Source organism: Pararobbsia silviterrae, from assembly GCF_003628125.1.
Classification (GTDB): Bacteria; Pseudomonadota; Gammaproteobacteria; order Burkholderiales; family Burkholderiaceae; genus Pararobbsia; species Pararobbsia silviterrae.
On sequence record NZ_RBZU01000003.1, the window covers coordinates 486,085 to 508,597 of the forward strand.

Here is a 22,513-nt window from a genome sequence, read left to right on the forward strand (position 1 = left end):
TGCCCGAAGAGTGTGCCGCGCACGAGTCGCCGACGATGGATCAGTTCGACGCCGCACGAATCATGCCGGCCGCGACCGTGTGATGCGTCGCTTCGTCGATCAGCACGAAGGCGCCGGTCGCCGGTTGCGTGTCGTATTCGTCGGCGACGATCGGCTTTTGCAGCGTCAGCGAGACCGAGCCGATGTCGTTCATCTTGAGCGAATGACGATCGAGCGCATGCGACAGCGTGTGGACGTCGAGCACCTGACGCACCGCGCCGACGCGTGCAAATACCGTATTGCTCGTTTGCTTGAGCAGATACTTGCGCTGCGTCGACAGCGGCTCTTCGTCGAACCAGCAGAGATCGGCTTCGAGCTTGCGCGCGGGCGTCGGCACGTCGTTGGTCGACACGAATGTGTCGCCGCGCGACACGTCGACGTCCTCGGCGAGGCGCACGGTCACGCACTGGCCCGCGAACGCGCGGTCGACCGAGGCCGTGCCGCCCGGCACCGGCGCGATGATCTCGGCCACGATCGCTTCACGATTCGCGGGCAGCACGACGATCGTGTCGCCGACCGAGACTTCGCCGCTCTCGACGCGGCCCATATACCCGCGGAAGTCGTCGGACAGATGACCGTCCTGACGCGCGACCCACTGGACCGGGAAACGCAGCGCGTGACGCGCGCGGCGCACGGGCAGCGATTCGAGCAGCGGCAGCAGCGGCTCGCCCGCGTACCACGGCATGCTCTCGCTGGCCTGCACGACGTTGTCGCCCTTGAGCGCCGAGACGGGCACGAAGCGCACGTCGTCGAGTTTCAGATGCGCCGCCAGCTCGACATACGCGTCGCGGATCTCGTTGAACCGTTGCTCGCTGTAGTCGACGAGGTCCATCTTGTTGATCGCGACGATCACGTGCTGGAGGCCCAGCAGCTTGACGATCGCGCTATGGCGCTTGGTCTGCGCGAGCAATTGCGTCTTGCCGTCGACCGTCGTCACGCGCGTCGCATCGACGAGCACGATTGCCGCATCGGCCGTCGACGCGCCCGTCACCATATTGCGCGTGTACTGCTCGTGGCCCGGCGTGTCGGCGATGATGAACTTGCGGCGCACCGTCTGGAAATAGCGGTAAGCGACGTCGATCGTGATGCCCTGCTCGCGCTCGGCTTCGAGGCCGTCGGTCAGCAGCGACAGATCGATTTCGTCGCCGACCGTGCGCTTGTTCTTCGCGCGCGAGAGCGCCGAAAGCTGGTCGGACAACACAGCCTTGCTGTCATAGAGCAGGCGGCCGATCAGCGTGCTCTTGCCGTCGTCGACGCTGCCCGCCGTGATAAAGCGCAGCACGCCCAGGTCTTCGGTGTGATTCGTGGTACTCATCGTGATTCGTTCCTTGCCCGGCTCAGAAGTAGCCTTGCTTCTTGCGTTGTTCCATCGCGGCTTCGGACGCTTGATCGTCCATACGCGTCGCACCGCGTTCGGTGATTTCAGTCACGGCCGTCTCGGCGATGATCTTGTCGAGATCGTCGGCATCGCTTTCGACAGGGCACGTGCAGCTGATATCGCCGACCGTGCGGAAGCGGACCGTGGCGATTTCGCTCGTCTCGCCGTCGCGCATCGGCGTCAGGTTCGTAACCGGCACGAGCAGGCCGTTGCGGCGCACGATCTCGCGCGAGTGCGCGTAGTAGATCGCGGGCAGTTCGAGGCGCTCGCGCGCGATGTATTGCCAGACGTCGAGTTCGGTCCAGTTCGAGATCGGGAACACGCGCAAGTGTTCACCCGCGTGCAGCCGCGCATTGAACAGGCTCCAGAGTTCGGGGCGTTGCGCCTTCGGATCCCATTGGCCGAATTCGTCGCGGAACGAGAAGATGCGCTCCTTCGCGCGCGCCTTCTCTTCGTCGCGGCGTGCGCCGCCGATCATCGCGTCGAACTGGTGTTCGGCGATCGTTTCGAGCAGCGTCACGGCCTGCGCCGCGTTGCGCGAATCGGTTTCCTTGCGCAGACGCACGGTGCCCTTGCGGATCGAGTCCTCGACATGACCGACGACGAGACGCGCGCCGATCTCGGCCGCGCGACGATCGCGGAAATCGATGACCTCGGGATAGTTGTGTCCCGTGTCGATGTGCACGAGCGGGAACGGCAGACCCGTCTTGCGGTTCGGACCCAGGCCGAATGCCTTGAGCGCGAGATGCAGCACGACGACCGAATCCTTGCCGCCCGAGAACAGCAGCGCCGGATTCCGGCATTCGGCGACGAGCTCGCGCAGGATGTGAATCGATTCGGCCTCAAGCCAGTCGAGATGGTCCATTTTCTGCGCGGCGGTGCGCGTGTCGGTGTTGGCGGGTACGTTGAGCTCGGTGCTCATGATTCGGTCCTTCCGTTACGTGGGCGCCGGCGCTCCGAGGCGCCGATGCTTGTGAATGCTGACAAATGCGTGGTGCGATTCGCGTAAGCCGATCCGTGCGTCGATCAACGCGACGGCAAGGCGGACGATGCGCCTTCGCCGCCCTCGACCGCGACGATCGGAATATGGAGTCCGCACTCCTTCGAGTCGCGCGACTCCCACCACCAGCGGCCCGCGCGGCTGTCTTCGCCGGGACGGATCGCACGCGTGCAGGGTTCGCATCCGATGCTCGGGTATCCGCGCGCATGCAGCGGATTCACGGGCACGTCGAAGTGCTTGAGGTAGGCCCAGACGTCGGCCTCGGTCCACTCGGCGAGCGGGTTGTACTTCTCGATGCCGCGCGCGCCGTCGTGCTCGTGCTCGTCGAGTTCGGTGCGCGTCACCGACTGCTCGCGACGCTGACCCGTGACCCACGCTTCGACACCCGCGAGCGCGCGGTTCAGCGGCTCGACCTTGCGGATTCCGCAGCACGCCTTGCGCAGATCGACGCTCTCGTAGAACGCGTTGAGGCCGTGATCCTTGACGTACGTCTCGACGGCTGCGGCATCGGGATACCACTGCTCGATCTCGTAGCCGTAGCGTTCGCGCACGCGATCGATCATGCCGAGCGTCTCCGCGTGCAGGCGGCCCGTGTTCAGCGAAAACACCGTGATGCCGAGCTTGCGCGTGAGGATCACATGCGTGACGAGCATGTCTTCGGCCGCGAGACTGCTCGCGAACTTCACGCGCGTATGCGCGGCCGCGATCGCGTCGAGGCGCGCTTCGAGGCGCGCGATCTTCGCGTTCAGCTCCGCGCTCAGCGCATGGCCTTCGACCGTGCTCATAGCCGCGCCCCGGTTGCCTCGCGGCGACGGAACAGCGGCAGCTTCTCGTCGGTGCCCGTCTGATAGTGGATCGTGAGTTCACCGAACGCGCGCAACGCGTCGTGGATGTCCTTGTCGGCGCGCACGGCGAACGCGTCGAAGCCGCAACGGCTCATATAGAGCAATTGATCGCGGAGCACGTCGCCGATCGCGCGGATCTCGCCCGTGTAGCCATAACGTTCGCGCAGCAGACGCGCGATGCTGTAGCCGCGGCCGTCGCGGAACACGGGGAAATCGATCGCGATCAGCGCGATCGCGCCGAAGTCGTCGACGATCTCGGCCGGTTCGTCGTCGGGCGCGAACCAGACGGCGACCTGCGACGCGCCGCGTGCCGACAGCTCGGCGCGCGCGGCTTTCCAATAGCTGAACGGCACGATGACCTTGCCGGCCGGCAACGCGTCGGGCGGCGGCAGTCCGCCGTCTTCGGCTGCGCGCACGACGAGCCAGTCGTCGTCCACGACGGTACGGTTCCTGATGATCTGAGGCATGGCGTGGTTCCTGTGCGAACCGCCGTCAAGCGGTCCGCGTAATCTCTCGAATGTCTGTCCGTATCCCGGCTCGCGCGGCGACTCACCGCCGCGGCGTCACGCCGGGTCTCGCGCAAGCGCGATCGACTCCCGTGCGGGCGCCTCAGGCGCTCGCGGTATCGCGTGCGTAGACGCGCTCCTTGAACGGCGCCATGCCGATACGCTGATACGTATCGATGAACCGCTCGTCGCCGTCGCGATTCGCGACGAACGTCTCGATCACGCGCGTGACCACGTCGGGCATCTGTTCAGCCTTGAACGACGGGCCGATCACGCGCGCGAGCTTCGCGCCTTCGCCCTGCTCGCCGCCGAGCGACAGCTGGTACCACTCCTCGCCGTCCTTGTCGACGCCGAGAATGCCGATGTTGCCGACGTGATGGTGACCGCACGAATTCATGCAGCCCGAGATGTTCAGCGACAGTTCGCCGAGGTCGTGCACGTAGTCGAGATCCGAGAACCGTTCCTGGATCGCAAGTGCAATCGGGATCGACTTCGCGTTCGCGAGCGAGCAGAAATCGCCGCCCGGGCACGCGATGATGTCGGTCAGCAAGCCGATGTTCGCGGTCGCGAACTGCTGCGCCTTCGCGAGTTGCCAGACTTCGAACAGATCGCGCTTCTTGACGTCGGCGAGCACGAGGTTCTGCTCGTGCGTGACGCGCACTTCGCCGAAGCTGAAGCGATCGGCCCAATCGGCGACGGCGAACATCTGCGCCGACGTCGCATCGCCCGGCGGCGCAGTGGTCGGCTTCAGCGACAGCGTGACGCTCGCATAGCCCGCGACACGGTGCGGACGCACATTGCGCTCGACCCAACGCGCGAACTGGCGGTTTTCGAGCAAATGCTTTTCGTAGGCCGGATCGGTGTCGGCGAGCTTTTCATAGGCGGGCGGCGCGAAGAAGGCCGCGACGCGGTCGAATTCTTCCTGCGTGATCGTGGCCGGGCCGTCCTTCAGATGCGCCCATTCCTGCTCGACCTGTTCGGCGAACTTGTCGGCGCCGAGCGCCTTGACGAGGATCTTGATCCGCGCCTTGTACAGGTTGTCGCGACGGCCATAGCGGTTGTAGACGCGCAGCACGGCTTCCGCGTACGTGAGCAGATGCCGCCACGGCAGATTTTCCTTGATGACCGAGCCGATGATCGGCGTACGGCCCAGGCCGCCGCCCGCGATCACGCGCGCGACGACTTCGCCTTGCGCGTCGCGGCTCAGGTACACGCCGAGATCGTGGATCAGCACGGCCGCGCGATCCTGGACCGTGCCCGAGACCGCGATCTTGAACTTGCGCGGCAGCCATGCGAATTCGGGGTGGAACGTCGACCACTGACGCATGATTTCCGAGTACGGCCGCGGATCGACGATCTCGTCGGGCGCGACGCCCGCGAACTGATCGGCCGTGATGTTGCGGATGCAGTTGCCCGAGGTCTGGATCGCATGCATCTCGACGTCGGCGAGCTTGCGCAGGATGTCCGGCGTCTTTTCGAGCTCGATCCAGTTGTACTGGATGTTCGTGCGCGTCGAGAAATGGCCGTAATCGCGGTCGTAGTCGCGCGCGATCTCCGCGAGCGTGCGGACCTGGCGGCTGCTCAGATGGCCGTACGGGATCGCGACGCGCAGCATGTACGCGTGGCGCTGCATATAGAGACCGTTCTGCAGGCGCAGCGGACGGAACTCCTCTTCCGACAGCTCGCCCGACAGGCGGCGGCGGACCTGATCCCGGTACTGCTCGACCCGTTCGTCGACGATGGCCTGATCAAGCCGATCGTATTGATACATGGGGCACCCTCTGTTTTTCTGTGATCCGACGCCCGCGGCCCCGATGGACCGTCCGCGCGACGGATGTATCTCGACATCAACCGACTCAACCCGTCTGGACCGCGTCCCGCCAAACCGGTTCGGATCGATTGCTCATTTGCAAATGACGAATGCTGCTATCGATATTGGAAAAAGTGCGTTGATCGTAATAAACTCGCTTTATATTTCAAACGACTGAATTTTTCTTTTGATATGCGGCGAGGTTATATATGAACTTGCACCAGTTCCGCTTCGTCCGCGAAGCTGTTCGTCAAAACTACAACCTGACCGAGGCCGCCAAGGCGCTGTACACCTCGCAGCCCGGCGTGTCGAAGGCCATCATCGAGCTCGAAGAGGAGCTCGGCGTCGAAATCTTCACGCGGCACGGCAAGCGGGTCCGGTCGTTGACCGAGCCCGGTCGGATCATTCTGGTCTCGGTCGAGAAGATCCTTCAGGAAGTTGAGAGTTTAAAGCGAGTTGGGAAAGACTACGCGGCTCAGGATCAGGGGAACCTGACGATTGCCGCGACGCACACCCAGGCGCGCTACTCGTTGCCGTCCGCCGTCGCCGAGTTCAAGCGGCGTTTTCCGAAGGTCCGGCTCTCGATTCTGCAGGGCAGTCCGACGCAGGTCGCCGAGATGGTGCTGCACGATCAGGCCGATATCGGCATCGCCACGGAAGCCCTGTCGGGCTACAAGGATCTCGTTTCGCTGCCGTGCTTCCAGTGGCATCACGTCGCCATCGTGCAGCCCGACCATCCGCTGCTCGAGCGCGCGAGCGTGACGCTCGACGATCTCGCGCGCTACCCGCTGATCACCTACGACCCCGCGTTCGCGGGCCGGTCGAAGATCAATCAGGCTTTCGCATTGCGAAATCTTACGCCGGACGTCGTGCTCGAAGCGATCGACGCCGATGTGATCAAGACCTATGTCGAACTTGGACTGGGCGTCGGCCTCATGGCCGATGTCGCGTTCAACGCCGAGCGCGACCGGCATCTGCGCGCGATTCCGGTCGGTCATTTGTTCGGCAGCAATGTGACGCGGATCGCGCTCAAGCAGGGTGCGTATTTGCGCGGCTATATCTATACGCTCGTCGAGCTCCTGTCGCCGACGCTCACGCGCAAGCTCGTCGAGCAGGCGCTGCGCGGCGAGCACGAGAACTACGAACTCTGAGCACGACCCATTCCAACGCTAGAAAACACGCAAGGGGACCCGCATGCATCCGAACCCGACACTCGGACGGTTCAAACGTCACGCCGCAGCCGCGGCGATCGGCCTGTGCGCGGCGCTGGCGGCGCTTGGCGCGCACGCGAAGGGCGTGACGGTCGGCATCGATCTGTCGACGACGGGCCCAGCCGCGGCGATCGGGCTGTCGAGCCAGAAGGCCGTGCAGATGTGGCCGCGCCAGCTGGGCGGCGAGGACGCGAAATATGTGATCCTCGACGACGCGAGCGACCCGGGCAACGCCGTGCGCAATGTGCGGCGCCTGCTGACCGAGGACACGGTCGATGTGATCGTCGGTCCGAACGTGACGGCGGCCGCGCTCGCGGCGCTCGATCCCGTGGCGGCGGCGACGACGCCGATGATTACGCTCGTGGGTTCGGGCTCGGTCGTCGAACCGCAGGAGGGATCGCGGACGTGGGCGTTCAAGATGGCGCAGAACGACAGCGCGATGGCCGACGTCATGACGCGCTATATGAGTGCGCACAACGTCAAGACGGTCGGTTTCATTGGCTTCGCGGACGGCTACGGGGACAGTTGGCTCAAGCAGTTCAGCCAGTTTGCGCAGATCCGCTCGATCCGGATCGTCGACGTCGAGCGGTATAACCGGACGGATACGAGTGTGACGGGTCAGGTGCTCAAGGTCATGAGCGCGCATCCTGACGCGGTGCTGGTCGCGGGGTCCGGTACGCCGGCCGTGCTGCCCGAGCGCGAACTCAAGGCGCGCGGCTTCAAGGGGCCGATCTATCAGACGCACGGGATCGCGACGCCCGAGTTTCTGAAACTCGGCGGCAAGGATGTCGAAGGCACGCTGTTTCCGACGCAGCCGGTCGTCGTGGCCCAGAGCCTGCCGTCGAGCCACCCGGTCAAGAAGGCCGCGATGACCTTCGTCAATCAATATGAAGCCAGCTACGGTGCGGGCACGGTCACGCAGTTCGCGGGCGATGCGGCGGGGGTCTGGCCGTTGCTGAACGCGGCGGTGTCGAGCGCGTCGAAGGTCGCGCAGCCGGGCACGCCGGCCTTCCGGGCCGCGTTGCGCGCGGCGCTGGAACAGACACACGACCTGATCGTCCCGAACGGGATCGTCAATATGAGCGCGCACGACCACGTGGGCCTCGATCAGCGCGCGAGCGTGATGGGCGAGATCAAGGACGGGAAGTTTGTCTATTTGAGTCAGTGAGGGCGCCTTCGCGCGCTCGAATCCCTGCCCGGCGGGATGGCCCGCGTGTGGTCCTCCCGCGCGCCGTCGCCGCTGTGTCGTCGGGTGCTTGCCCGTCCGGCGGCTTTCGGCCATAATCGCCGTCTTCGCGCGCAGCCCTATGCAGCTAGGTGGCGGCGCATGCAACAGCGATCAGCCCGGGTGGTGAAACAGGTAGACGCAGGGGACTCAAAATCCCCCGCCGCGAGGCGTGCCGGTTCGAGTCCGGCCCCGGGCACCACATTGCTGTTCCAACGATTCCGAGCTTTGCCAAAGAAACCCCGCCAGACTAGCGCTCGCGGGGTTTTTTATTGCCGGTGCCCGATGCGCAAGGCATCGATCGACGCCGCGTTAAGCCGCCTCGGCTAAATGGGACGGCGAATATGACAGCCATATGGCGCCTCGGCAGGGTCAGGCATGAATGCAACACTGCGCATCGCATAACGCGCAAGCGGATGGTGCGGCGCAGGCTCCGCGTGGGATCCCCGCCCGCCCCTCATCTCCGCCTCATACCGCGAATCGCCCGTCCCGCAAGCGTCGCGGCGCCATCCGCGCGACCCGCCCTATACGAAAGCCGGCCCGCCGCTCTGTACTCATACCAACGTATACGGTCTCGCCCCGTGCGATTTCGAAATCGCCGTGCGGACTGAAAAGACCGCGTCATTACGCCTCTTCATACTCGGATCGTTGCCTGTTCGGATTGCGCACGCTGCGCATGGACATCTCCCATCCGCCCTCACCGAAACATGCAGCCTTCGGCACAGACGCGATGCACGGATGCCCGAGTCCCGACCCGGCTCGAAGCTCAATCAACGGAGCGTGATCCATGAAAAGCAATGCTCTCAAACGCAATGCACTCGTTGGTGACCCGTGGAAGGGCATTCTTCATTGCCTGCTCGAATCGACGACGGCCGACGAATGCGCGAGTCCGTCGGCCAGCGACTCGCGTGCGCTCGCGTCCCGCGAAGCCGCCAACGACCGTCGCCGCTATCAAATCGAAGCGCAGGACGACGGCACGCACTCGGGGCGCATCGTCAACGTGCTCGATCGGCTGAGCGAACGCACGGTCGCCGTCTCGTGGCGCGACTCGACCTCGTGCCACTACAACGATCAAATCTGGCGCGTCGGCATCGCGCATCAGCCCGGATGCTGCGCCATCACCGGCATGCATATCGATCCCGGCGATGCGATCTACCGTCCGATTCCGGCCGTCCCCGCGCCGCTCAACGCGCACGCGATGATCCTCGCGAGCGCGCTCGCACAGGTGCGCGCCGAGATCTGAGCGAGGCGCGAACACACGCGACACACGCGGCGCCGCTCAAGCGCCGCGTGCTACAGTCGCGCCGATGATTCTCGAACGCATTCTCCACTCGCAAGGCTTCGGCACGCGCCGCCAATGCCGCGCGCTGATTGAAAACGGCCGCGTCGCGATCGACGGCGCGATCGTGACCGACGCCGACGCCGACTACCCTCCCCAGGGCCTCGCCTTCACGATCGACGCGATCGAATGGACGTGGCGCGAGCATGCATATCTGCTGATGCACAAGCCCGCGGGATTCGAATGCTCGCGCAATCCGCACCATCATCCGAGCGTCTTCACACTGCTGCCCCAGCCGCTCGTCGAACGCAACGTCCAGTGCGTGGGCCGGCTCGACCAGGACACGACGGGCCTCCTGCTGCTATCCGACGACGGCGCATTCATTCACCAGAACACGTCGCCCAAGCGCAAGGTGCCCAAACGCTATCGCGTCGGCACCGCGCGCCCGATCGAGGACGCGCAACTCGAAGCGCTCGAACGCGGCGTCCTGCTGCACGACGAAAAAGCGCCGCTCGCGGCACTGTCGGCCGTACGCGAATCGGCCCATACGCTCGTGCTGACGATCCACGAAGGCAAGTACCACCAGGTCAAACGCATGGTCGCGGCGACGGGCAACCACGTCGAGACGCTCCATCGCGACGCGCTCGGCGCGCTCGTTCTGCCCGCCTCGCTCGACCCCGGTCAATGGCGCTGGCTCGAACCGCACGAGTTCGACGCGCTCAAGCCGGGCGCGGCCGCGCGCTGATCCCGGATCGGCCTCAACCCTCGCTGTCGAAAAAATCCTCGACGGTCGGAAAGCGCAGCCGGTAGCCGAGTTCGTGCTTGAGCCGCCCATTGTCGATCCGGCGCGACTCGCGCATAAAGCTCAGCAACACGGGCTCGAGCACGGCCTCCGCCACGCTGCGCGCGATCCGCGGCGGCCGCGGCAGCCCCGTGCGATCGGCCACCAGGTCAAAGTAGTCGGCCATCCGAAGCCGCGTATCGTCGGCGGCCAGATAGACGCGTTGCGGTCGTCCGGCGCGCGCCGCACGGATCACGATCGCCGCGAGATCGTCGGCATGGATATGGCTCGTGAAGACGTCGTCGGCCTCGGCCAGGGCCGGCGTGCCCTTGCGCAGGCGTTCGACGGGCAAGCGCTGCGCCGAGTAGATGCCGGGAATCCGTACGATGCGCAGATCGACCGCGCGACGCGCCCCGGCCGCGCGCCACGCGCGCTCGGCCGCCACGCGCCGCACGGCGCGCGGATTCGCGGGTCGCACGGGACGCGTCTCGTCGACACGCGCGCCGCCGCAATCGCCATACACGCCCGTCGTGCTGGCGTAGACCACGGTCGGCGGGCGTCGCTCGGGTACAATGGGCGCCCGTCCGCGCGCTCGCGCAAGCGCGGCGATCAGAGCCTCGGATCGCGGGTCGCGCGCGCCGCTCGCAGGCGGCGGCGCAAGATCGAGGATCGTGTTCGCCAGCCGCGCGGCGCGATGCAGGCTTCGGCGCCGGTCGAGGTCGCCCGCGACCGGCACGGCGCCTGCCTCGCGCAATGCGGCGAGACGCGCCGGATCATCGTCGCGCGTGAGCGCGAAGACGCGATACCGGTCGCGCAGCAGGGTCACGCAGCGCAAGCCGACGTGGCCCGCCCCGACGACGAGCACGCGCGGACGACGCAGTTTTCGGGTTCGGATCATGGTCCGGCATTGTAGCGATCGATCGACGAACCCATCGCGGCAGCATGCGCGCGACGCAACTCCGGCATCCCCGCGAGACGGGCGTGCCGAACCTGCGTCGGCATGCTGCCGCAACGAACCTCGGGTGCGCCGGCGCATGACGCGCGGCGCGATGTTTCTCCACCAATACGACGTAATTCGACTGACCCGTTATGGCATTCAATGTGACGATCCGGCAAAGCGGCCGGCAATTCCAGGTCGAGGGCGACGAGCCCGTGCTGACCGCGGCGGTCCGCCAGGGCGTCGGCCTCCCGTACGGCTGCAAGAACGGCGCGTGCGGCTCGTGCAAGGGCTCGGTCCTCTCGGGCGAGTTCGACCAGGGCCCCCACTCGTCGTCGGCGCTGTCGAACGACGAAAAGACCCGCGGCATGGCCCTGTTCTGCTGCGTGACCGCGAAATCGGATCTCGAGATCGATATCCGCGAGGTGTCCGGTGTCGGCGACATGCCCGTCAAGAAGCTGCCCTGCCGCGTCAACGCGCTCGAACGCCTGGCTGACGACGTCATCGTGCTCAAGCTCCAGTTGCCCGCGAACGAACGCCTGCAATACCTCGCGGGCCAATACGTCGAATTCCTGCTCAAGGACGGCAAGCGCCGCAGCTATTCGATGGCGAGCGCACCGCATCACGAAGGTCCCGTCGAGCTGCATATCCGCCATATGCCGGGCGGCGTGTTCACCGATCACGTGTTTGGCACGATGAAGGAACGCGACATCCTGCGCTTCGAAGGCCCGCTCGGCACGTTCTTCCTGCGCGAAGACTCGGACAAACCGATCGTCTTCCTCGCATCGGGCACGGGCTTCGCGCCGATCAAGGCGATGATCGAGCACGCGATTCATACCGGCATCACGCGGCCGATGTCGCTTTACTGGGGGGCGCGCTCGAAAAAGGACCTTTATTTGGCGTCCTTGGCAGAAAAATGGGCGGCTGAACTGCCACACTTCCGCTTCATTCCCGTGCTGTCCGAACCGACCGAAGCCGACGCCTGGACGGGTCGAACCGGATTCGTTCATCGCGCCGTCATCGAGGACCTGCCAGACTTGTCGAATTACCAAGTCTATGCGTGCGGCGCGCCCGTCATGGTCGAATCGGCGCATCGGGATTTCAGTTCGCACCACGGCCTGCCGGCCGAGGAATTTTTTGCGGATTCGTTTACGAGCGCCGCGGATCTGGTCAACGCCGTCTGAAGGAGTGAAGCGACCATGAAGTTCAATGACTACCCGATCGATTCGCTGATGTACATCACGAGCCGGCCCGACATCGTGTTCACGCGCGGCGAGGGATCGTGGCTTTACGACAATAACGGCAAGCGATATCTGGACTTCATTCAGGGCTGGGCCGTCAACTGCCTCGGCCACTGCAATCCCGGCATGATCCAGGCGCTCGAAACGCAGGCGCGCAAGCTCATCAATCCGAGCCCCGCGTTCTACAACGAGCCGATGACGCGTCTCGCGAATCTCCTGACCGCGAACAGTTGCTTCCAGAAGGTGTTCTTCGCCAACAGCGGCGCCGAAGCCAACGAAGGCGCGATCAAGCTCGCGCGCAAGTGGGGCCGCAAGTTCAAGAACGGCGCCTACGAGATCATCACGTTCGACCACAGCTTCCACGGCCGCACGATCGCGACGATGTCGGCCAGCGGCAAGCCCGGTTGGGACACGCTCTACGCGCCGCAGGTGCCGGGCTTCCCGAAGGCCGACCTCAACGACATCGCGTCGGTCGAGGCTTTGATCAACGACAAGACCGTCGCGGTCATGCTCGAACCGATTCAGGGCGAAGGCGGCGTGATTCCGGCGACGGCCGAATTCATGAAGCAGTTGCGCGAGCTCACGCGCAAACACAATCTGCTGCTGATCGTCGACGAAGTGCAGACGGGCTGCGGCCGCGCGGGTTCGCTGTTCGCGTACCAGCTCTCGGGCATCGAGCCCGACATCATGACGCTCGGCAAGGGCATCGGCGGCGGCGTGCCGCTCGCGGCCTTGCTTGCGCGCGAGGAGATCGCGGTGTTCGAAGCCGGCGATCAAGGCGGTACGTATAACGGCAATCCGTTGATGACGGCCGTCGGTCTGTCGGTCATCGAACAGTTGATCGCGCCGGGCTTCCTCGAAGGCGTGCGCGCGCGCGGCGAGTATCTGAAGGCGGGCCTGCTCAAGATCTCGGCCGACTACGGCATGAACGGCGAACGCGGCGAAGGCCTGCTGCGCGCGCTGCTCATGAATCACGACAAGGGCAACCAGATCGTCGAACGCGCGCGCGAGCTCCAGCCGGATGGCGTGCTGCTCAACGCCGCGCGTCCGAACCTGATCCGCTTCATGCCCGCGCTCAACGTGACGAACGCGGAAATCGATCTCGCACTCGGCGCGCTGCGCACGGTGCTCGACAGCCTCGCCTGAGTCGCGGGCCGGCATCGGCCGCCGTCATAAAAAAGGGGTGCCTTGGCGGGCACCCCTTTTTTTGCGAGTCACGTCGAACGGGCTCGCATCGGATCCGTCCATGCGCGCGCGGGCTTATGCATCAGCGCCCACCACACGTCAGCCACCGTCCCTCGGCCCGCCATCCGCGCGGACCGAAGCACAGACACGCGCTACTCGCCGAGATACGCCGCGCGGACCTTCGGATCGTCGAGCATCTGCTTCGCCTCGCCCGACATCGTGATCGTGCCCGAGTCCATCACGTAGCCGCGCGTCGCCGCCTGCAGGGCGAGCTTCGCGTTCTGCTCGACGAGCAGCACCGTGAGCCCTTCCTTCGAGATCTCGCGCACGACTTCGAAAATTTTCTCGACCATGATCGGCGAGAGTCCCATCGACGGCTCGTCGAGCAGGAGCAGCTTCGGCCGGCTGATGATCGCGCGCGCCATCGCGAGCATCTGCTGCTCGCCGCCCGACAAGGTGCCCGCGAGCTGCGACGCACGTTCCTTGAGCCGCGGAAAGAAGCCGAACATGCGCTCGACATCCTTCTGGATGCCGTCGCTGTCGTTACGCAGGTACGCGCCCATCTGCATGTTCTCGAGAATCGTCATGCGCGCGAAGATGCCGCGGCCTTCGGGCACCATCGCAAGACCGCGCTTGAGCAACTCGTGCGGCGGCACGCCCTTGATCGACTCGCCGCGATAGACGATATCGCCGCCGCTGATCGGCTTGATACCGGTGATCGCCTTCATCGTCGTCGTCTTGCCCGCGCCGTTCGCGCCGATCAAGGTGACGAGTTCGCCCTCGCGGACCTCGAGATTGACGCCCTTGACGGCCTGAATGCCGCCGTAGGCAACTTTGAGCCCCGAGATCGAGAGCATCGCTGAACCGTTCGTCGTCATCAGTGGCCTCCCCCGCCAAGATAGGCTTCGATCACTTTCGGATCCTTCTGCACGTCCTGCGGCAGCCCTTCGGCAATCACCTTGCCGTAGTCGAGCACCGTCATCCGGTTGCAGAGGCCCATCACGAGTTTCACATCGTGCTCGATCAGCAGAATCGTCCTGCCATCGGCGCGAATCTTGTCGAGCAGGCGCGTGAGTTCGACCTTTTCGGTCGCGTTCATGCCGGCCGCGGGCTCGTCGAGCGCGAGCAGCTTCGGATCGGTCGCCAGCGCGCGCGCGATCTCGAGACGGCGCTGATGGCCGTACGACAGGTTCCGCGCGGTGTAGTCGGCATACTGCGTGACGCCGACGTATTCGAGCAGATCGAGCGCACGCTCCTTGATCTCGCGTTCTTCCTTGCGTTCGGACGGCGTCCGGAGCACCGCGCCGATCAGACCGTGCCGCGTGCGCACGTGACGGCCGACCATCACGTTTTCGAGCGCGGTCATGCCGCCGAACAGCCGGATGTTCTGAAACGTCCGCGCGATACCGGTCTTCGCGACTTCATGGACGGCCGTCGGCTTGTAGGCCTGCCCGTCGAGCACGAAGTCGCCCGAGTCGGGTTCGTAGAGGCCCGTAATCACATTGAAGAACGTCGTCTTGCCCGCGCCGTTCGGACCGATGAGGCCGTAGATCTGTCCTTCCTCGATCTGCAGCCCGACATCGGACAAGGCCTGCAAGCCGCCGAATCGTTTGTTGACACCCTTCACGGAGAGTCGAATGGATTTGCTCATGGTTCGTGGATCCCCGTCCGGTTAAGCGCGTACCGTCTTGTCGCGGCGCGACGCCTTGAGGAGCTTGTCCTCATGCTTGGGCGACGGCCAGAGACCCGCGGGGCGATACAGCATGATGACGACCATCGCGAGACCGTAGAGAAGCTGGCGAATGACTTCGGTATCGAGAATCTGATGGCCGAACAACATGTTTTGCAGCGGGCCCATCGTCGAGCGCAGGAATTCAGGGAAGATCGACAGCATCACCGCGCCGAGGATCACGCCCGGAATATGGCCCATGCCGCCGAGCACGACGCACGCGAGCACCACGACCGACTCCCAGAACGTGAACGACTCGGGCGACACGAAACCCTGGAACGCGCCGAACATCGCGCCCGACAGGCCGCCGAACGACGCCCCCATCGCAAACGCGAGCAGCTTGATGTTCCGCGTGTTGATCCCCATCGCCTTCGCGGCGATCTCGTCCTCGCGGATCGCGGCCCAGGCGCGGCCGATCCGCGAATGCTGGAGCCGCACGCAGACGAAGATCACGAACAACGCGCAAAGGACGAACAGGTAGTAGTAGAGATACACCGACGGCATCGAGATGCCGAGCACGGAGTGCGTCTCGTTGAAGTTGAAACCGCCGATCGAGACGGGGTCGACCCCCGTGATGCCCTTCGGTCCGTTGGTCACGTTGACGGGCCGATCGAGGTTGTTCATGAAGAGCCGCACGATCTCCCCGAAGCCGAGCGTCACGATCGCGAGATAGTCGCCGCGCAGACGCAGCGTCGGCGCGCCGAGCAGAATCCCGAAGATCGCGGCGACGCACATCGCGAGCGGCACGATGAGCCAGATCGAAAGATGCAGGCCGTGCGGAAATATCGCGGCGATCCAGGCGAATTGCGTCGTCAGATGCGGCGACGACAGCAGCGCCGCGATATACGCGCCGACCGCGTAGAACGCGATATAGCCGAGATCGAGCAGGCCGGCGAAACCGACCACGACGTTCAGGCCGAGCGCGAGCATCACGTAGAGCATCGCGAAGTCGAGCACGCGGACCCAGTAGTTGCCGCCCGCGGCGCCGATGATCATCGGCGCGAGGATCACGCCGAGCGCGATCAGGGCGACCCCGGCATAGTGCCTGGGCGTCTTCTTCTCGGGAATGACGGCGGTCGACGGTTCGACGGGTTGAATGGAAGTCATGACGATATCCCCGTTTGGCTTAGGCGCGATCCGCGACGCGTTCGCCGAGCAGACCCGACGGACGGAACACGAGCACGACGATGAGCACGATGAAAGCGAACACGTCCTGGTAGTTCGAACCGAACACCCCGCCCGTGAAGTCGCCGATATAGCCCGCTCCGAGCTGTTCGATGATGCCGAGCACGACCCCGCCGACCATCGCGCCAGCGAGATTGCCGATGCCGCCGAGCACGGCCGCGGTGAACGCCTTGAGACCCGGGATAAAGCCCATGTAGAAGTGCGCGTTGCCGTATTCGGACGCGATCATGACGCCCGCGAGCGCGGCGAGCGCCGAGCCGATCATGAACGTCGCCGAGATCACGAAATTCGGGTTCACGCCCATGAGACCCGCGACCGCGCGATTCTCGGCCGTCGCGCGCATCGCGCGGCCGAGCCGCGTCTTGTGCACGAGCAACAGCAGGCCCGCCATCGTCAGAAACGCGACGACGATGATGATGATTTCGGTCGCCGAGATCACGGCGCCCGGATGATCGCCCTGCGGCGCGATGACGGTCAGCGGATCCGTCGGCAGCAACTGCGGGAAGCTCAAGGGGCTGCGGCCCCAGATCATCATCGCGATCGTCTGCAGCAGGATCGAGACGCCGATCGCCGTGATCAGCGGCGCGAGCCGCGGCGCATTGCGCAGCGGCCGATAAGCGACACGCTCGATCGTGTAACCGGCGGCCGCACAGACGAGGGCCGAGATGATCAACGCGATCACGAGCGTGGGCACCATGCCGAGCGCGGGAAAGTGTGCCTGGAGCACGTTGATCGCCGACAGCGCGACCATCGCGCCGATCATCAACACGTCGCCGTGCGCGAAATTGATCATGCCGATGATCCCGTAGACCATCGTGTAGCCCAGCGCGATGATCGCGTACACGCTCCCTAGGACCAGCCCATTGATGAGCTGCTGGATAAAGATATCCATCTGATACTCCTTTGCCCGTACGTCCGGTTTGTCTTGATCGCCGGGCGTATGGGCCCGGACCCCGACAGTGTGCGACGGAACGGCTCGTAGAAAAAAATAACCGGTGCGCCGATGGCGCAAGGACGGGGTCTGCCCCATGCATGTCCGGTCTGGCGCCGCCGGCAACAGAGTGCAACCTGCCGAAAGCGCGCGAATTTTACAGCCAGATCAAAGGTGAGCAATATTCGATGCGCTCGGGTTTTCCTGCATTGCCGGTTCGTTTATGTCGGTCAGGTGCCACCCGCATCGCAACTGGGTTGCACTTTCGCGCCACGCGATCCGCCGCAAGGTTGCGCCACACCCCGGTCGAACGTCAATGCGGGCCTGCCCGGAGAGGCCTGCGGCGTCCGGACAAAAAAAATGCAGCCGGACGGCTGCAGAAAAATATACGCCACGCAAGCGCGCGCTGCATGGCGTTGTTGGATTGAATCAGATGTTCGGTCAGCGCATCGCTATGCTGCGGTTGCACTCAGTCCGCGCGGCAGCGGGAACGTCACATTTTCCTCGACGCCGTCGAGCGGATGCACGGACGACGCGCCGAGCTCGCGCAGGCGGCCGATCACGGCCTGAGCGAGCACCTCGGGCGCCGATGCCCCCGCGGTAATGCCCACTCTGCGCTTGCCGACGACCCAGCCCGGATCGATTTGCGACGGATCGTCGACCATATAGGACGGAATGCCGTACCGTTCGGCGACCTCGCGCAGCCGGTTCGAATTCGAACTATTGGGGCTTCCGACGACGATCACGAGGTCGCAGCGCGGCGCCATGAACTTGACCGCGTCCTGGCGATTCTGCGTCGCGTAGCAAATGTCCTGCTTCTTCGGCTCGCGGATCTCGGGGAACCGCGCGCGCAGCGCGCCGAGCACTTCGGCCGCGTCGTCGACCGAGAGCGTGGTCTGCGTGACGACGGCGAGCCGGTCCGCGCGTGCGACCACGAGCCGGTTGACGTCGGCGACATCCTCGACGAGATGCATGCCCTCGCCGCTTTGCCCCATCGTGCCTTCGACTTCGGGATGGCCCTTGTGGCCGACCATGATGATCTCGTAGCCGTCGGCGCGCATCTTCGCGACTTCCATATGCACCTTCGTCACGAGCGGGCATGTCGCATCGAAAATGCGCAGGCCGCGGCGCTCGGCCTCGGCGCGGATCGCCTTCGAGACGCCGTGCGCCGAGAAGATCACCGTGCCGCCGTCGGGCACCTCGGCGAGATCCTCGACGAAGATCGCGCCTTTTTGGCGCAGATCGCTCACGACGTACGCGTTGTGAACGATCTCATGACGCACGTAGATCGGTGCGCCGTACAGATGGATCGCACGTTCGACGATCTCGATCGCGCGATCGACCCCGGCACAGAATCCACGGGGTTGCGCAAGAAGAATCTCAAAATCCGACATGCCTACCTCTCGGAGCTCAGAGAATGCCGATGACTTTCGCTTCGAACGTCAGGCTCTGCCCCGCCAGGGGGTGATTGAAATCGAACAGCGCGTAGGTATCGCCAAGCTCCTTGAGCACCCCGGCGTAGCGGCCGCCGCTCGGCGCATTGAATTCGACGACATCGCCGGGCACATAGGTTTCGCCCAGATTCGACTGCTTGCGCAGCGTCGCGAGCGACACCTTCTGAATCAGTTCGGGATTTCGCTCACCGAACCCCTGCTCCGGCGCCAGCTCAAAAGACGCATGATCGCCGACCGCCATCCCGATCAGCCTCTGTTCGAGCGACGGCGCGATCTGCCCCGCGCCGATCAGCAAGGTCGCGGGTTTGTCGTTGAAGGTGTTGGCGATGTCCGCGCCGTCGGCGAGCGAGAGGCGGTAGTGCAGCGTGACATGGGAGCCAGCCTGAATGCGTGCGGTGTCGATGACGGTCATGCAATGCTCGGCGAAAAACGAGGCGCACGAAGCGTGCGCCAAAACCCGTATTGTAAGCGAGGCTCCGCGAGACCGTCGGGCGTTCGGCATGCAAGGAGGAATCACGATGGATCCACAAGACACGATCGGAACGGCATTCGGTGCCGAGCAAGGGCGCCGGGATCACGCCGCGTCCGAACCCGCGCGGGCGCCCCTTCTTGCGCGCGGCGGCTTGCGGCCGCGCGCAAGAAGGGGCCGCGCCACGTTCGCGGGCTTCGACCGGGTGCGCGCGGATCTGCCGCGCGAACGGCTCGCGACGCAGGGCCCCGAAGCGCTGACCGACGCGCAACTGCTCGCCATTTTTCTTGGCACGGGCCCCGCGGGCACGGATGTGTTCGAGGTCGCCGAGACGCTGCTGCGCCGTTTCGGATCCTTGCGCGGCGTCCTGTCGGCGGCGCCCGCCGCGCTTCGACAGGTCCATGGAATCGGTCCGGCGAAAATGTCGCTGTTGCGCGCGATCGGCATCGCCGCGCAGCGCGCACTCGCGGACGAGATGCGGACATCCCAGGCCTCGATGACGCCCGAGACGATCCAGTCGTTCATGAAGCTCTGGATCGGGTCGCGCCCGCACGAAGTGTTCGTCTGCATCTATCTCGATGCCCGGCACCGGATGCTCCACTACGAGGAGTGCTCGCGCGGCGGCCTCACGCGCACGGCCGTGCATCCGCGCGAACTTGCGCGCAACGCGCTCGACTGGAACGCGGCCTCGGTCATCGTCGGGCATAATCACCCGTCCGGCGACGCCGAACCGAGCCCGAGCGACCGCGAACTCACGCGTGAACTCGCGCGGACCTTCGAAACCATCGAAGTGACGCTGCTCGACCACATCGTCGTCGGCGCCGGGTCGGTCGTCTCGTTCCACGAGCGCGGCTGGCTCTGAGCGGGCCATGCACCGGAATCCGACCCCGATCGCCGCGCGGAACGTCGGCGCGCGAATCGCGGAAAAGCAAAAAACGGTTTGATTTCCCTGCGCTTTTCCCGCTATACTCCCGGATTCCTGTTCCAACCTATTCAGGCGTTCGCCCAGTAAGCAGTACGTGTCTATGACGGGGCCTACGCGTTATACCCAAGAATTCAAGCTAGGAGTGCTTCATGGCACGCGTATGTAAAGTGACCGGGAAAGCGCCGATGGTCGGCAACAATATTTCCCACGCCAACAACAAGACCAAGCGCCGTTTTCTGCCGAATCTGCAAAACCGTCGTTTCTGGGTCGAAAGCGAGAACCGTTGGGTGCGTCTGCGCCTGTCGAACGCTGGCCTGCGCCTGATCGACAAGAACGGTATCGACGCTGTGCTCGCAGACCTGCGCGCACGCGGTGAAGTCTAAGGAGCACGGACATGGCCAAGGGCATTCGCGACAAGATCAAGCTGGAGTCGACCGCAGGTACGGGTCACTTCTATACGACGACGAAGAACAAGCGCACGACGCCGGAAAAGATGCTGATCAAGAAATTTGATCCGGTCGCTCGCAAGCACGTCGACTACAAAGAAACGAAGATCAAGTAAGACACTCGACCCCCAGCGTTCGAGTGGCGTCAAAAACCCCGCACTGCGGGGTTTTTTGTTATGTACGTCGCATACGCACGTCGCCCGCAAGGTTTGTGCATGTCCGTTAGACTGCACGCTCGGTTTCCCGACATGGGTCGCACCAGAATCGGCCCAGCACCTGAGACAGAACACGATGAACTTCGATGTAGCGATCGTTGGAAGCGGACTGGCGGGCATGTCCGTCGCATTGAATCTCGCCGAGACCCGCAAGGTCGTGATCCTGGCGAAGCGATCGATGACCGACGGCGCGAGCGATTGGGCCCAGGGTGGCATCGCGGCCGTGCTCGATTCGACGGACAGCGTCGAGAATCATGTCCGCGACACGCTGATCGCGGGCGGCGGACTCTGCGATGAAACCGCCACGCGCTTTATCGTCGAACACGGTCGCGACGCGATCGAATGGCTGATTGCGCAGGGCGTCCCCTTCACGCGCGACGACGCGGCCGAACTCGGTTTTCACCTGACGCGCGAAGGCGGCCATAGCCATCGCCGCATCATCCACGCCGCGGATGCGACGGGCCACGCCGTCGTCACGACGCTCAACGAGCGCGTACGCCAGCACCCGAATATCACGATCCTCGAAGACCACTTCGCGATCGACGTCATCACATCGGACCGGCTCGGCCTCAAGGGCCGCCGGTGTCACGGCCTCTACGCGCTCGATCTCAAGCGCGGGCGCACGGTCACGATCGACGCGCCGCACACCGTGCTGGCCGCCGGTGGTGCGGGCAAGGTCTATCTGTACACGACGAATCCCGATACGGCGACGGGCGACGGCATCGCGATGGCCTGGCGCGCGGGTTGCCGAATTTCGAACATGGAGTTCATCCAGTTCCATCCGACGTGCCTCTATCACCCGTACGCGAAGTCGTTTCTGATCAGCGAGGCCGTGCGCGGCGAAGGCGGTCTGCTCAAACTGCCCGACGGCACGCGCTTCATGCCGCAGCACGACGCGCGCGCCGAACTCGCGCCGCGCGACATCGTCGCGCGCGCGATCGACTTCGAAATCAAGAAGCGCGGGATCGACTGCGTCTATCTCGACATCAGCCATCAATCGCCCGAATTCCTCAACGAGCACTTCCCGACGATCCTCGCGCGCTGCCGCGAATTCGGCATCGACATCACGAAGGATCCGATTCCGGTCGTCCCGGCCGCGCACTATACGTGCGGCGGCGTCGTCACGGACCTCGCGGGCCGGACCGATCTCGCCGGACTCTATGCAGTCGGCGAGACGGCATGCACGGGGCTGCACGGCGCGAATCGCCTCGCGAGCAACTCGCTGCTCGAATGCCTCGTGATCGGCCGCGCGGCCGCGCAATCGATTCTCGACGACAAGGACGCGATGCCCGTCGGACCGCATTTGCCCGAATGGGACGAAAGCCGCGTCTCCGATCCCGACGAAGAAGTCGTCGTCGCGCACAACTGGGACGAATTACGACGGCTCATGTGGAATTACGTCGGGATCGTGCGCACGGACAAGCGGCTCGCGCGCGCACGTCATCGGATCGCGTTGTTGCGCGACGAGATTCACGAGTACTACGCGCATACGCGTATCGGCCGCGACCTGCTCGAACTGCGCAACCTTGTCGACGTGGCGTCGCTGATCGTCGAAAGCGCGCGCAGCCGCCGCGAAAGCCGTGGCCTGCATTTCAGCGCGGACTGGCCCACGTCGCTACCCAAGGCCTTGCCGTCGGTGCTGGCGCCGCGCCGGATGCGCAACAAGCCGCTTTGAACGAAGATCCCGCCCGATCAGATATCGGTCTGGCGGGGTCGAGTCTG

22 protein-coding genes and 1 tRNA gene are annotated in these 22,513 nt (G+C 64.7%); 11 read left to right on the plus strand and 12 right to left on the minus strand.

Going from position 1 to position 22,513, the window contains the following annotated elements:
- Positions 1-40 precede the first annotated feature (40 nt).
- The 5 genes from D7S86_RS10260 to D7S86_RS10280 all read right to left on the minus strand — a co-directional run bounded on the left by D7S86_RS10260 (position 41) and on the right by D7S86_RS10280 (position 5,539).
- Positions 41-1,354: a sulfate adenylyltransferase subunit 1 gene (locus D7S86_RS10260; RefSeq protein ID WP_121085979.1), complete on the minus strand. Its 1,314-nt coding sequence runs from the start codon at positions 1,352-1,354 to the stop codon at positions 41-43.
- Positions 1,355-1,376: 22 nt separating this feature from the next.
- On the minus strand, positions 1,377-2,339 hold the full coding sequence (gene cysD, locus D7S86_RS10265) for a sulfate adenylyltransferase subunit CysD (protein ID WP_121085981.1): 963 nt from the start codon (positions 2,337-2,339) through the stop codon (positions 1,377-1,379).
- A gap of 104 nt (positions 2,340-2,443) precedes the next feature.
- Positions 2,444-3,202, minus strand: a complete 759-nt coding sequence (locus D7S86_RS10270; protein ID WP_121085983.1) for a phosphoadenylyl-sulfate reductase — start codon at positions 3,200-3,202, stop codon at positions 2,444-2,446.
- Positions 3,199-3,729: a DUF934 domain-containing protein gene (locus tag D7S86_RS10275; RefSeq protein ID WP_121085985.1), complete on the minus strand. Its 531-nt coding sequence runs from the start codon at positions 3,727-3,729 to the stop codon at positions 3,199-3,201. The genes D7S86_RS10270 and D7S86_RS10275 overlap by 4 nt, the downstream gene beginning before the upstream one ends.
- 142 nt (positions 3,730-3,871) lie before the next feature.
- A complete protein-coding gene (locus D7S86_RS10280) occupies positions 3,872-5,539 on the minus strand; it encodes a nitrite/sulfite reductase (protein WP_121085987.1) in 1,668 nt (555 codons plus the stop codon).
- A 248-nt stretch (positions 5,540-5,787) separates the two neighbouring features.
- Between D7S86_RS10280 and D7S86_RS10285 the strand changes: the two genes are divergently transcribed.
- From D7S86_RS10285 to D7S86_RS10305, 5 genes are all read left to right on the plus strand, one after another.
- Positions 5,788-6,729, plus strand: a complete 942-nt coding sequence (locus D7S86_RS10285; RefSeq protein ID WP_121085989.1) for a CysB family HTH-type transcriptional regulator — start codon at positions 5,788-5,790, stop codon at positions 6,727-6,729.
- A 43-nt stretch (positions 6,730-6,772) separates the two neighbouring features.
- The gene (locus D7S86_RS10290) at positions 6,773-7,957 is read left to right on the plus strand and encodes an ABC transporter substrate-binding protein (RefSeq protein WP_121085991.1); all 1,185 of its coding nucleotides are present in this window, start codon (positions 6,773-6,775) and stop codon (positions 7,955-7,957) included.
- 174 nt (positions 7,958-8,131) lie between these two features.
- A tRNA-Leu gene (locus D7S86_RS10295) sits at positions 8,132-8,216 on the plus strand.
- Between the two features lie 585 nt (positions 8,217-8,801).
- Complete coding sequence (locus D7S86_RS10300; RefSeq protein ID WP_121085992.1) at positions 8,802-9,257, plus strand: DUF3331 domain-containing protein; 456 nt, start codon at positions 8,802-8,804, stop codon at positions 9,255-9,257.
- 64 nt (positions 9,258-9,321) lie between these two features.
- Positions 9,322-10,038 (plus strand): pseudouridine synthase, encoded by a 717-nt coding sequence (locus tag D7S86_RS10305; protein WP_121085993.1) that lies wholly within the window; start codon positions 9,322-9,324, stop codon positions 10,036-10,038.
- Between the two features lie 13 nt (positions 10,039-10,051).
- On the opposite strand, the gene D7S86_RS10310 is transcribed toward D7S86_RS10305, so the two are convergent.
- The gene (locus D7S86_RS10310; RefSeq protein WP_121085994.1) at positions 10,052-10,972 is read right to left on the minus strand and encodes an NAD-dependent epimerase/dehydratase family protein; all 921 of its coding nucleotides are present in this window, start codon (positions 10,970-10,972) and stop codon (positions 10,052-10,054) included.
- 191 nt (positions 10,973-11,163) lie between these two features.
- On the opposite strand from D7S86_RS10310, the gene D7S86_RS10315 reads away from it, so the two are divergent.
- Positions 11,164-12,195 (plus strand): CDP-6-deoxy-delta-3,4-glucoseen reductase, encoded by a 1,032-nt coding sequence (locus D7S86_RS10315; RefSeq protein WP_121085995.1) that lies wholly within the window; start codon positions 11,164-11,166, stop codon positions 12,193-12,195.
- 15 nt (positions 12,196-12,210) lie between these two features.
- Positions 12,211-13,398: an acetylornithine transaminase gene (locus D7S86_RS10320; protein WP_121085996.1), complete on the plus strand. Its 1,188-nt coding sequence runs from the start codon at positions 12,211-12,213 to the stop codon at positions 13,396-13,398.
- A 191-nt stretch (positions 13,399-13,589) separates the two neighbouring features.
- On the opposite strand, the gene D7S86_RS10325 is transcribed toward D7S86_RS10320, so the two are convergent.
- From D7S86_RS10325 to D7S86_RS10350, 6 genes are all read right to left on the minus strand, one after another.
- On the minus strand, positions 13,590-14,294 hold the full coding sequence (locus D7S86_RS10325; RefSeq protein ID WP_121086148.1) for an ABC transporter ATP-binding protein: 705 nt from the start codon (positions 14,292-14,294) through the stop codon (positions 13,590-13,592).
- Positions 14,295-14,314: 20 nt separating this feature from the next.
- Positions 14,315-15,088, minus strand: a complete 774-nt coding sequence (locus D7S86_RS10330) for an ABC transporter ATP-binding protein (RefSeq protein WP_121085997.1) — start codon at positions 15,086-15,088, stop codon at positions 14,315-14,317.
- Between the two features lie 21 nt (positions 15,089-15,109).
- Positions 15,110-16,273, minus strand: coding sequence for an ABC transporter permease subunit (locus D7S86_RS10335; RefSeq protein WP_121085998.1), 1,164 nt, complete (start codon positions 16,271-16,273; stop codon positions 15,110-15,112).
- 19 nt (positions 16,274-16,292) lie between these two features.
- The gene (locus tag D7S86_RS10340; protein WP_121086000.1) at positions 16,293-17,243 is read right to left on the minus strand and encodes a branched-chain amino acid ABC transporter permease; all 951 of its coding nucleotides are present in this window, start codon (positions 17,241-17,243) and stop codon (positions 16,293-16,295) included.
- A gap of 491 nt (positions 17,244-17,734) precedes the next feature.
- A complete protein-coding gene (gene ispH, locus D7S86_RS10345) occupies positions 17,735-18,676 on the minus strand; it encodes a 4-hydroxy-3-methylbut-2-enyl diphosphate reductase (protein ID WP_121086002.1) in 942 nt (313 codons plus the stop codon).
- A gap of 16 nt (positions 18,677-18,692) precedes the next feature.
- The gene (locus D7S86_RS10350; protein ID WP_121086003.1) at positions 18,693-19,148 is read right to left on the minus strand and encodes an FKBP-type peptidyl-prolyl cis-trans isomerase; all 456 of its coding nucleotides are present in this window, start codon (positions 19,146-19,148) and stop codon (positions 18,693-18,695) included.
- A gap of 106 nt (positions 19,149-19,254) precedes the next feature.
- Between D7S86_RS10350 and radC the strand changes: the two genes are divergently transcribed.
- The 4 genes from radC to nadB all read left to right on the plus strand — a co-directional run bounded on the left by radC (position 19,255) and on the right by nadB (position 22,466).
- On the plus strand, positions 19,255-20,067 hold the full coding sequence (radC, locus tag D7S86_RS10355; RefSeq protein ID WP_158601920.1) for a RadC family protein: 813 nt from the start codon (positions 19,255-19,257) through the stop codon (positions 20,065-20,067).
- Between the two features lie 212 nt (positions 20,068-20,279).
- The gene (gene rpmB, locus D7S86_RS10360) at positions 20,280-20,513 is read left to right on the plus strand and encodes a 50S ribosomal protein L28 (RefSeq protein ID WP_121086007.1); all 234 of its coding nucleotides are present in this window, start codon (positions 20,280-20,282) and stop codon (positions 20,511-20,513) included.
- A gap of 11 nt (positions 20,514-20,524) precedes the next feature.
- Positions 20,525-20,692, plus strand: coding sequence for a 50S ribosomal protein L33 (rpmG, locus tag D7S86_RS10365; protein ID WP_121086009.1), 168 nt, complete (start codon positions 20,525-20,527; stop codon positions 20,690-20,692).
- Between the two features lie 175 nt (positions 20,693-20,867).
- Positions 20,868-22,466: an L-aspartate oxidase gene (nadB, locus tag D7S86_RS10370; RefSeq protein ID WP_121086011.1), complete on the plus strand. Its 1,599-nt coding sequence runs from the start codon at positions 20,868-20,870 to the stop codon at positions 22,464-22,466.
- Positions 22,467-22,513: the final 47 nt, after the last annotated feature.

Coding starts and splice junctions, on each gene's coding strand:
- D7S86_RS10305 (WP_121085993.1), top strand. CDS start 9,322: ATGATTCTCGAACGCATTCTCCACTCGCAAGGCTTCGGCACGCGCCGC.
- D7S86_RS10270 (WP_121085983.1), bottom strand. CDS start 3,202: ATGAGCACGGTCGAAGGCCATGCGCTGAGCGCGGAGCTGAACGCGAAG.
- radC (WP_158601920.1), top strand. CDS start 19,255: ATGGATCCACAAGACACGATCGGAACGGCATTCGGTGCCGAGCAAGGG.
- D7S86_RS10260 (WP_121085979.1), bottom strand. CDS start 1,354: ATGAGTACCACGAATCACACCGAAGACCTGGGCGTGCTGCGCTTTATC.
- D7S86_RS10335 (WP_121085998.1), bottom strand. CDS start 16,273: ATGACTTCCATTCAACCCGTCGAACCGTCGACCGCCGTCATTCCCGAG.
- D7S86_RS10330 (WP_121085997.1), bottom strand. CDS start 15,088: ATGAGCAAATCCATTCGACTCTCCGTGAAGGGTGTCAACAAACGATTC.
- D7S86_RS10290 (WP_121085991.1), top strand. CDS start 6,773: ATGCATCCGAACCCGACACTCGGACGGTTCAAACGTCACGCCGCAGCC.
- D7S86_RS10315 (WP_121085995.1), top strand. CDS start 11,164: ATGGCATTCAATGTGACGATCCGGCAAAGCGGCCGGCAATTCCAGGTC.
- D7S86_RS10275 (WP_121085985.1), bottom strand. CDS start 3,729: ATGCCTCAGATCATCAGGAACCGTACCGTCGTGGACGACGACTGGCTC.
- D7S86_RS10350 (WP_121086003.1), bottom strand. CDS start 19,148: ATGACCGTCATCGACACCGCACGCATTCAGGCTGGCTCCCATGTCACG.
- D7S86_RS10280 (WP_121085987.1), bottom strand. CDS start 5,539: ATGTATCAATACGATCGGCTTGATCAGGCCATCGTCGACGAACGGGTC.
- D7S86_RS10300 (WP_121085992.1), top strand. CDS start 8,802: ATGAAAAGCAATGCTCTCAAACGCAATGCACTCGTTGGTGACCCGTGG.
- D7S86_RS10285 (WP_121085989.1), top strand. CDS start 5,788: ATGAACTTGCACCAGTTCCGCTTCGTCCGCGAAGCTGTTCGTCAAAAC.
- rpmG (WP_121086009.1), top strand. CDS start 20,525: ATGGCCAAGGGCATTCGCGACAAGATCAAGCTGGAGTCGACCGCAGGT.
- cysD (WP_121085981.1), bottom strand. CDS start 2,339: ATGAGCACCGAGCTCAACGTACCCGCCAACACCGACACGCGCACCGCC.
- D7S86_RS10325 (WP_121086148.1), bottom strand. CDS start 14,294: ATGCTCTCGATCTCGGGGCTCAAAGTTGCCTACGGCGGCATTCAGGCC.
- D7S86_RS10310 (WP_121085994.1), bottom strand. CDS start 10,972: ATGATCCGAACCCGAAAACTGCGTCGTCCGCGCGTGCTCGTCGTCGGG.
- D7S86_RS10320 (WP_121085996.1), top strand. CDS start 12,211: ATGAAGTTCAATGACTACCCGATCGATTCGCTGATGTACATCACGAGC.
- D7S86_RS10340 (WP_121086000.1), bottom strand. CDS start 17,243: ATGGATATCTTTATCCAGCAGCTCATCAATGGGCTGGTCCTAGGGAGC.
- rpmB (WP_121086007.1), top strand. CDS start 20,280: ATGGCACGCGTATGTAAAGTGACCGGGAAAGCGCCGATGGTCGGCAAC.
- ispH (WP_121086002.1), bottom strand. CDS start 18,676: ATGTCGGATTTTGAGATTCTTCTTGCGCAACCCCGTGGATTCTGTGCC.
- nadB (WP_121086011.1), top strand. CDS start 20,868: ATGAACTTCGATGTAGCGATCGTTGGAAGCGGACTGGCGGGCATGTCC.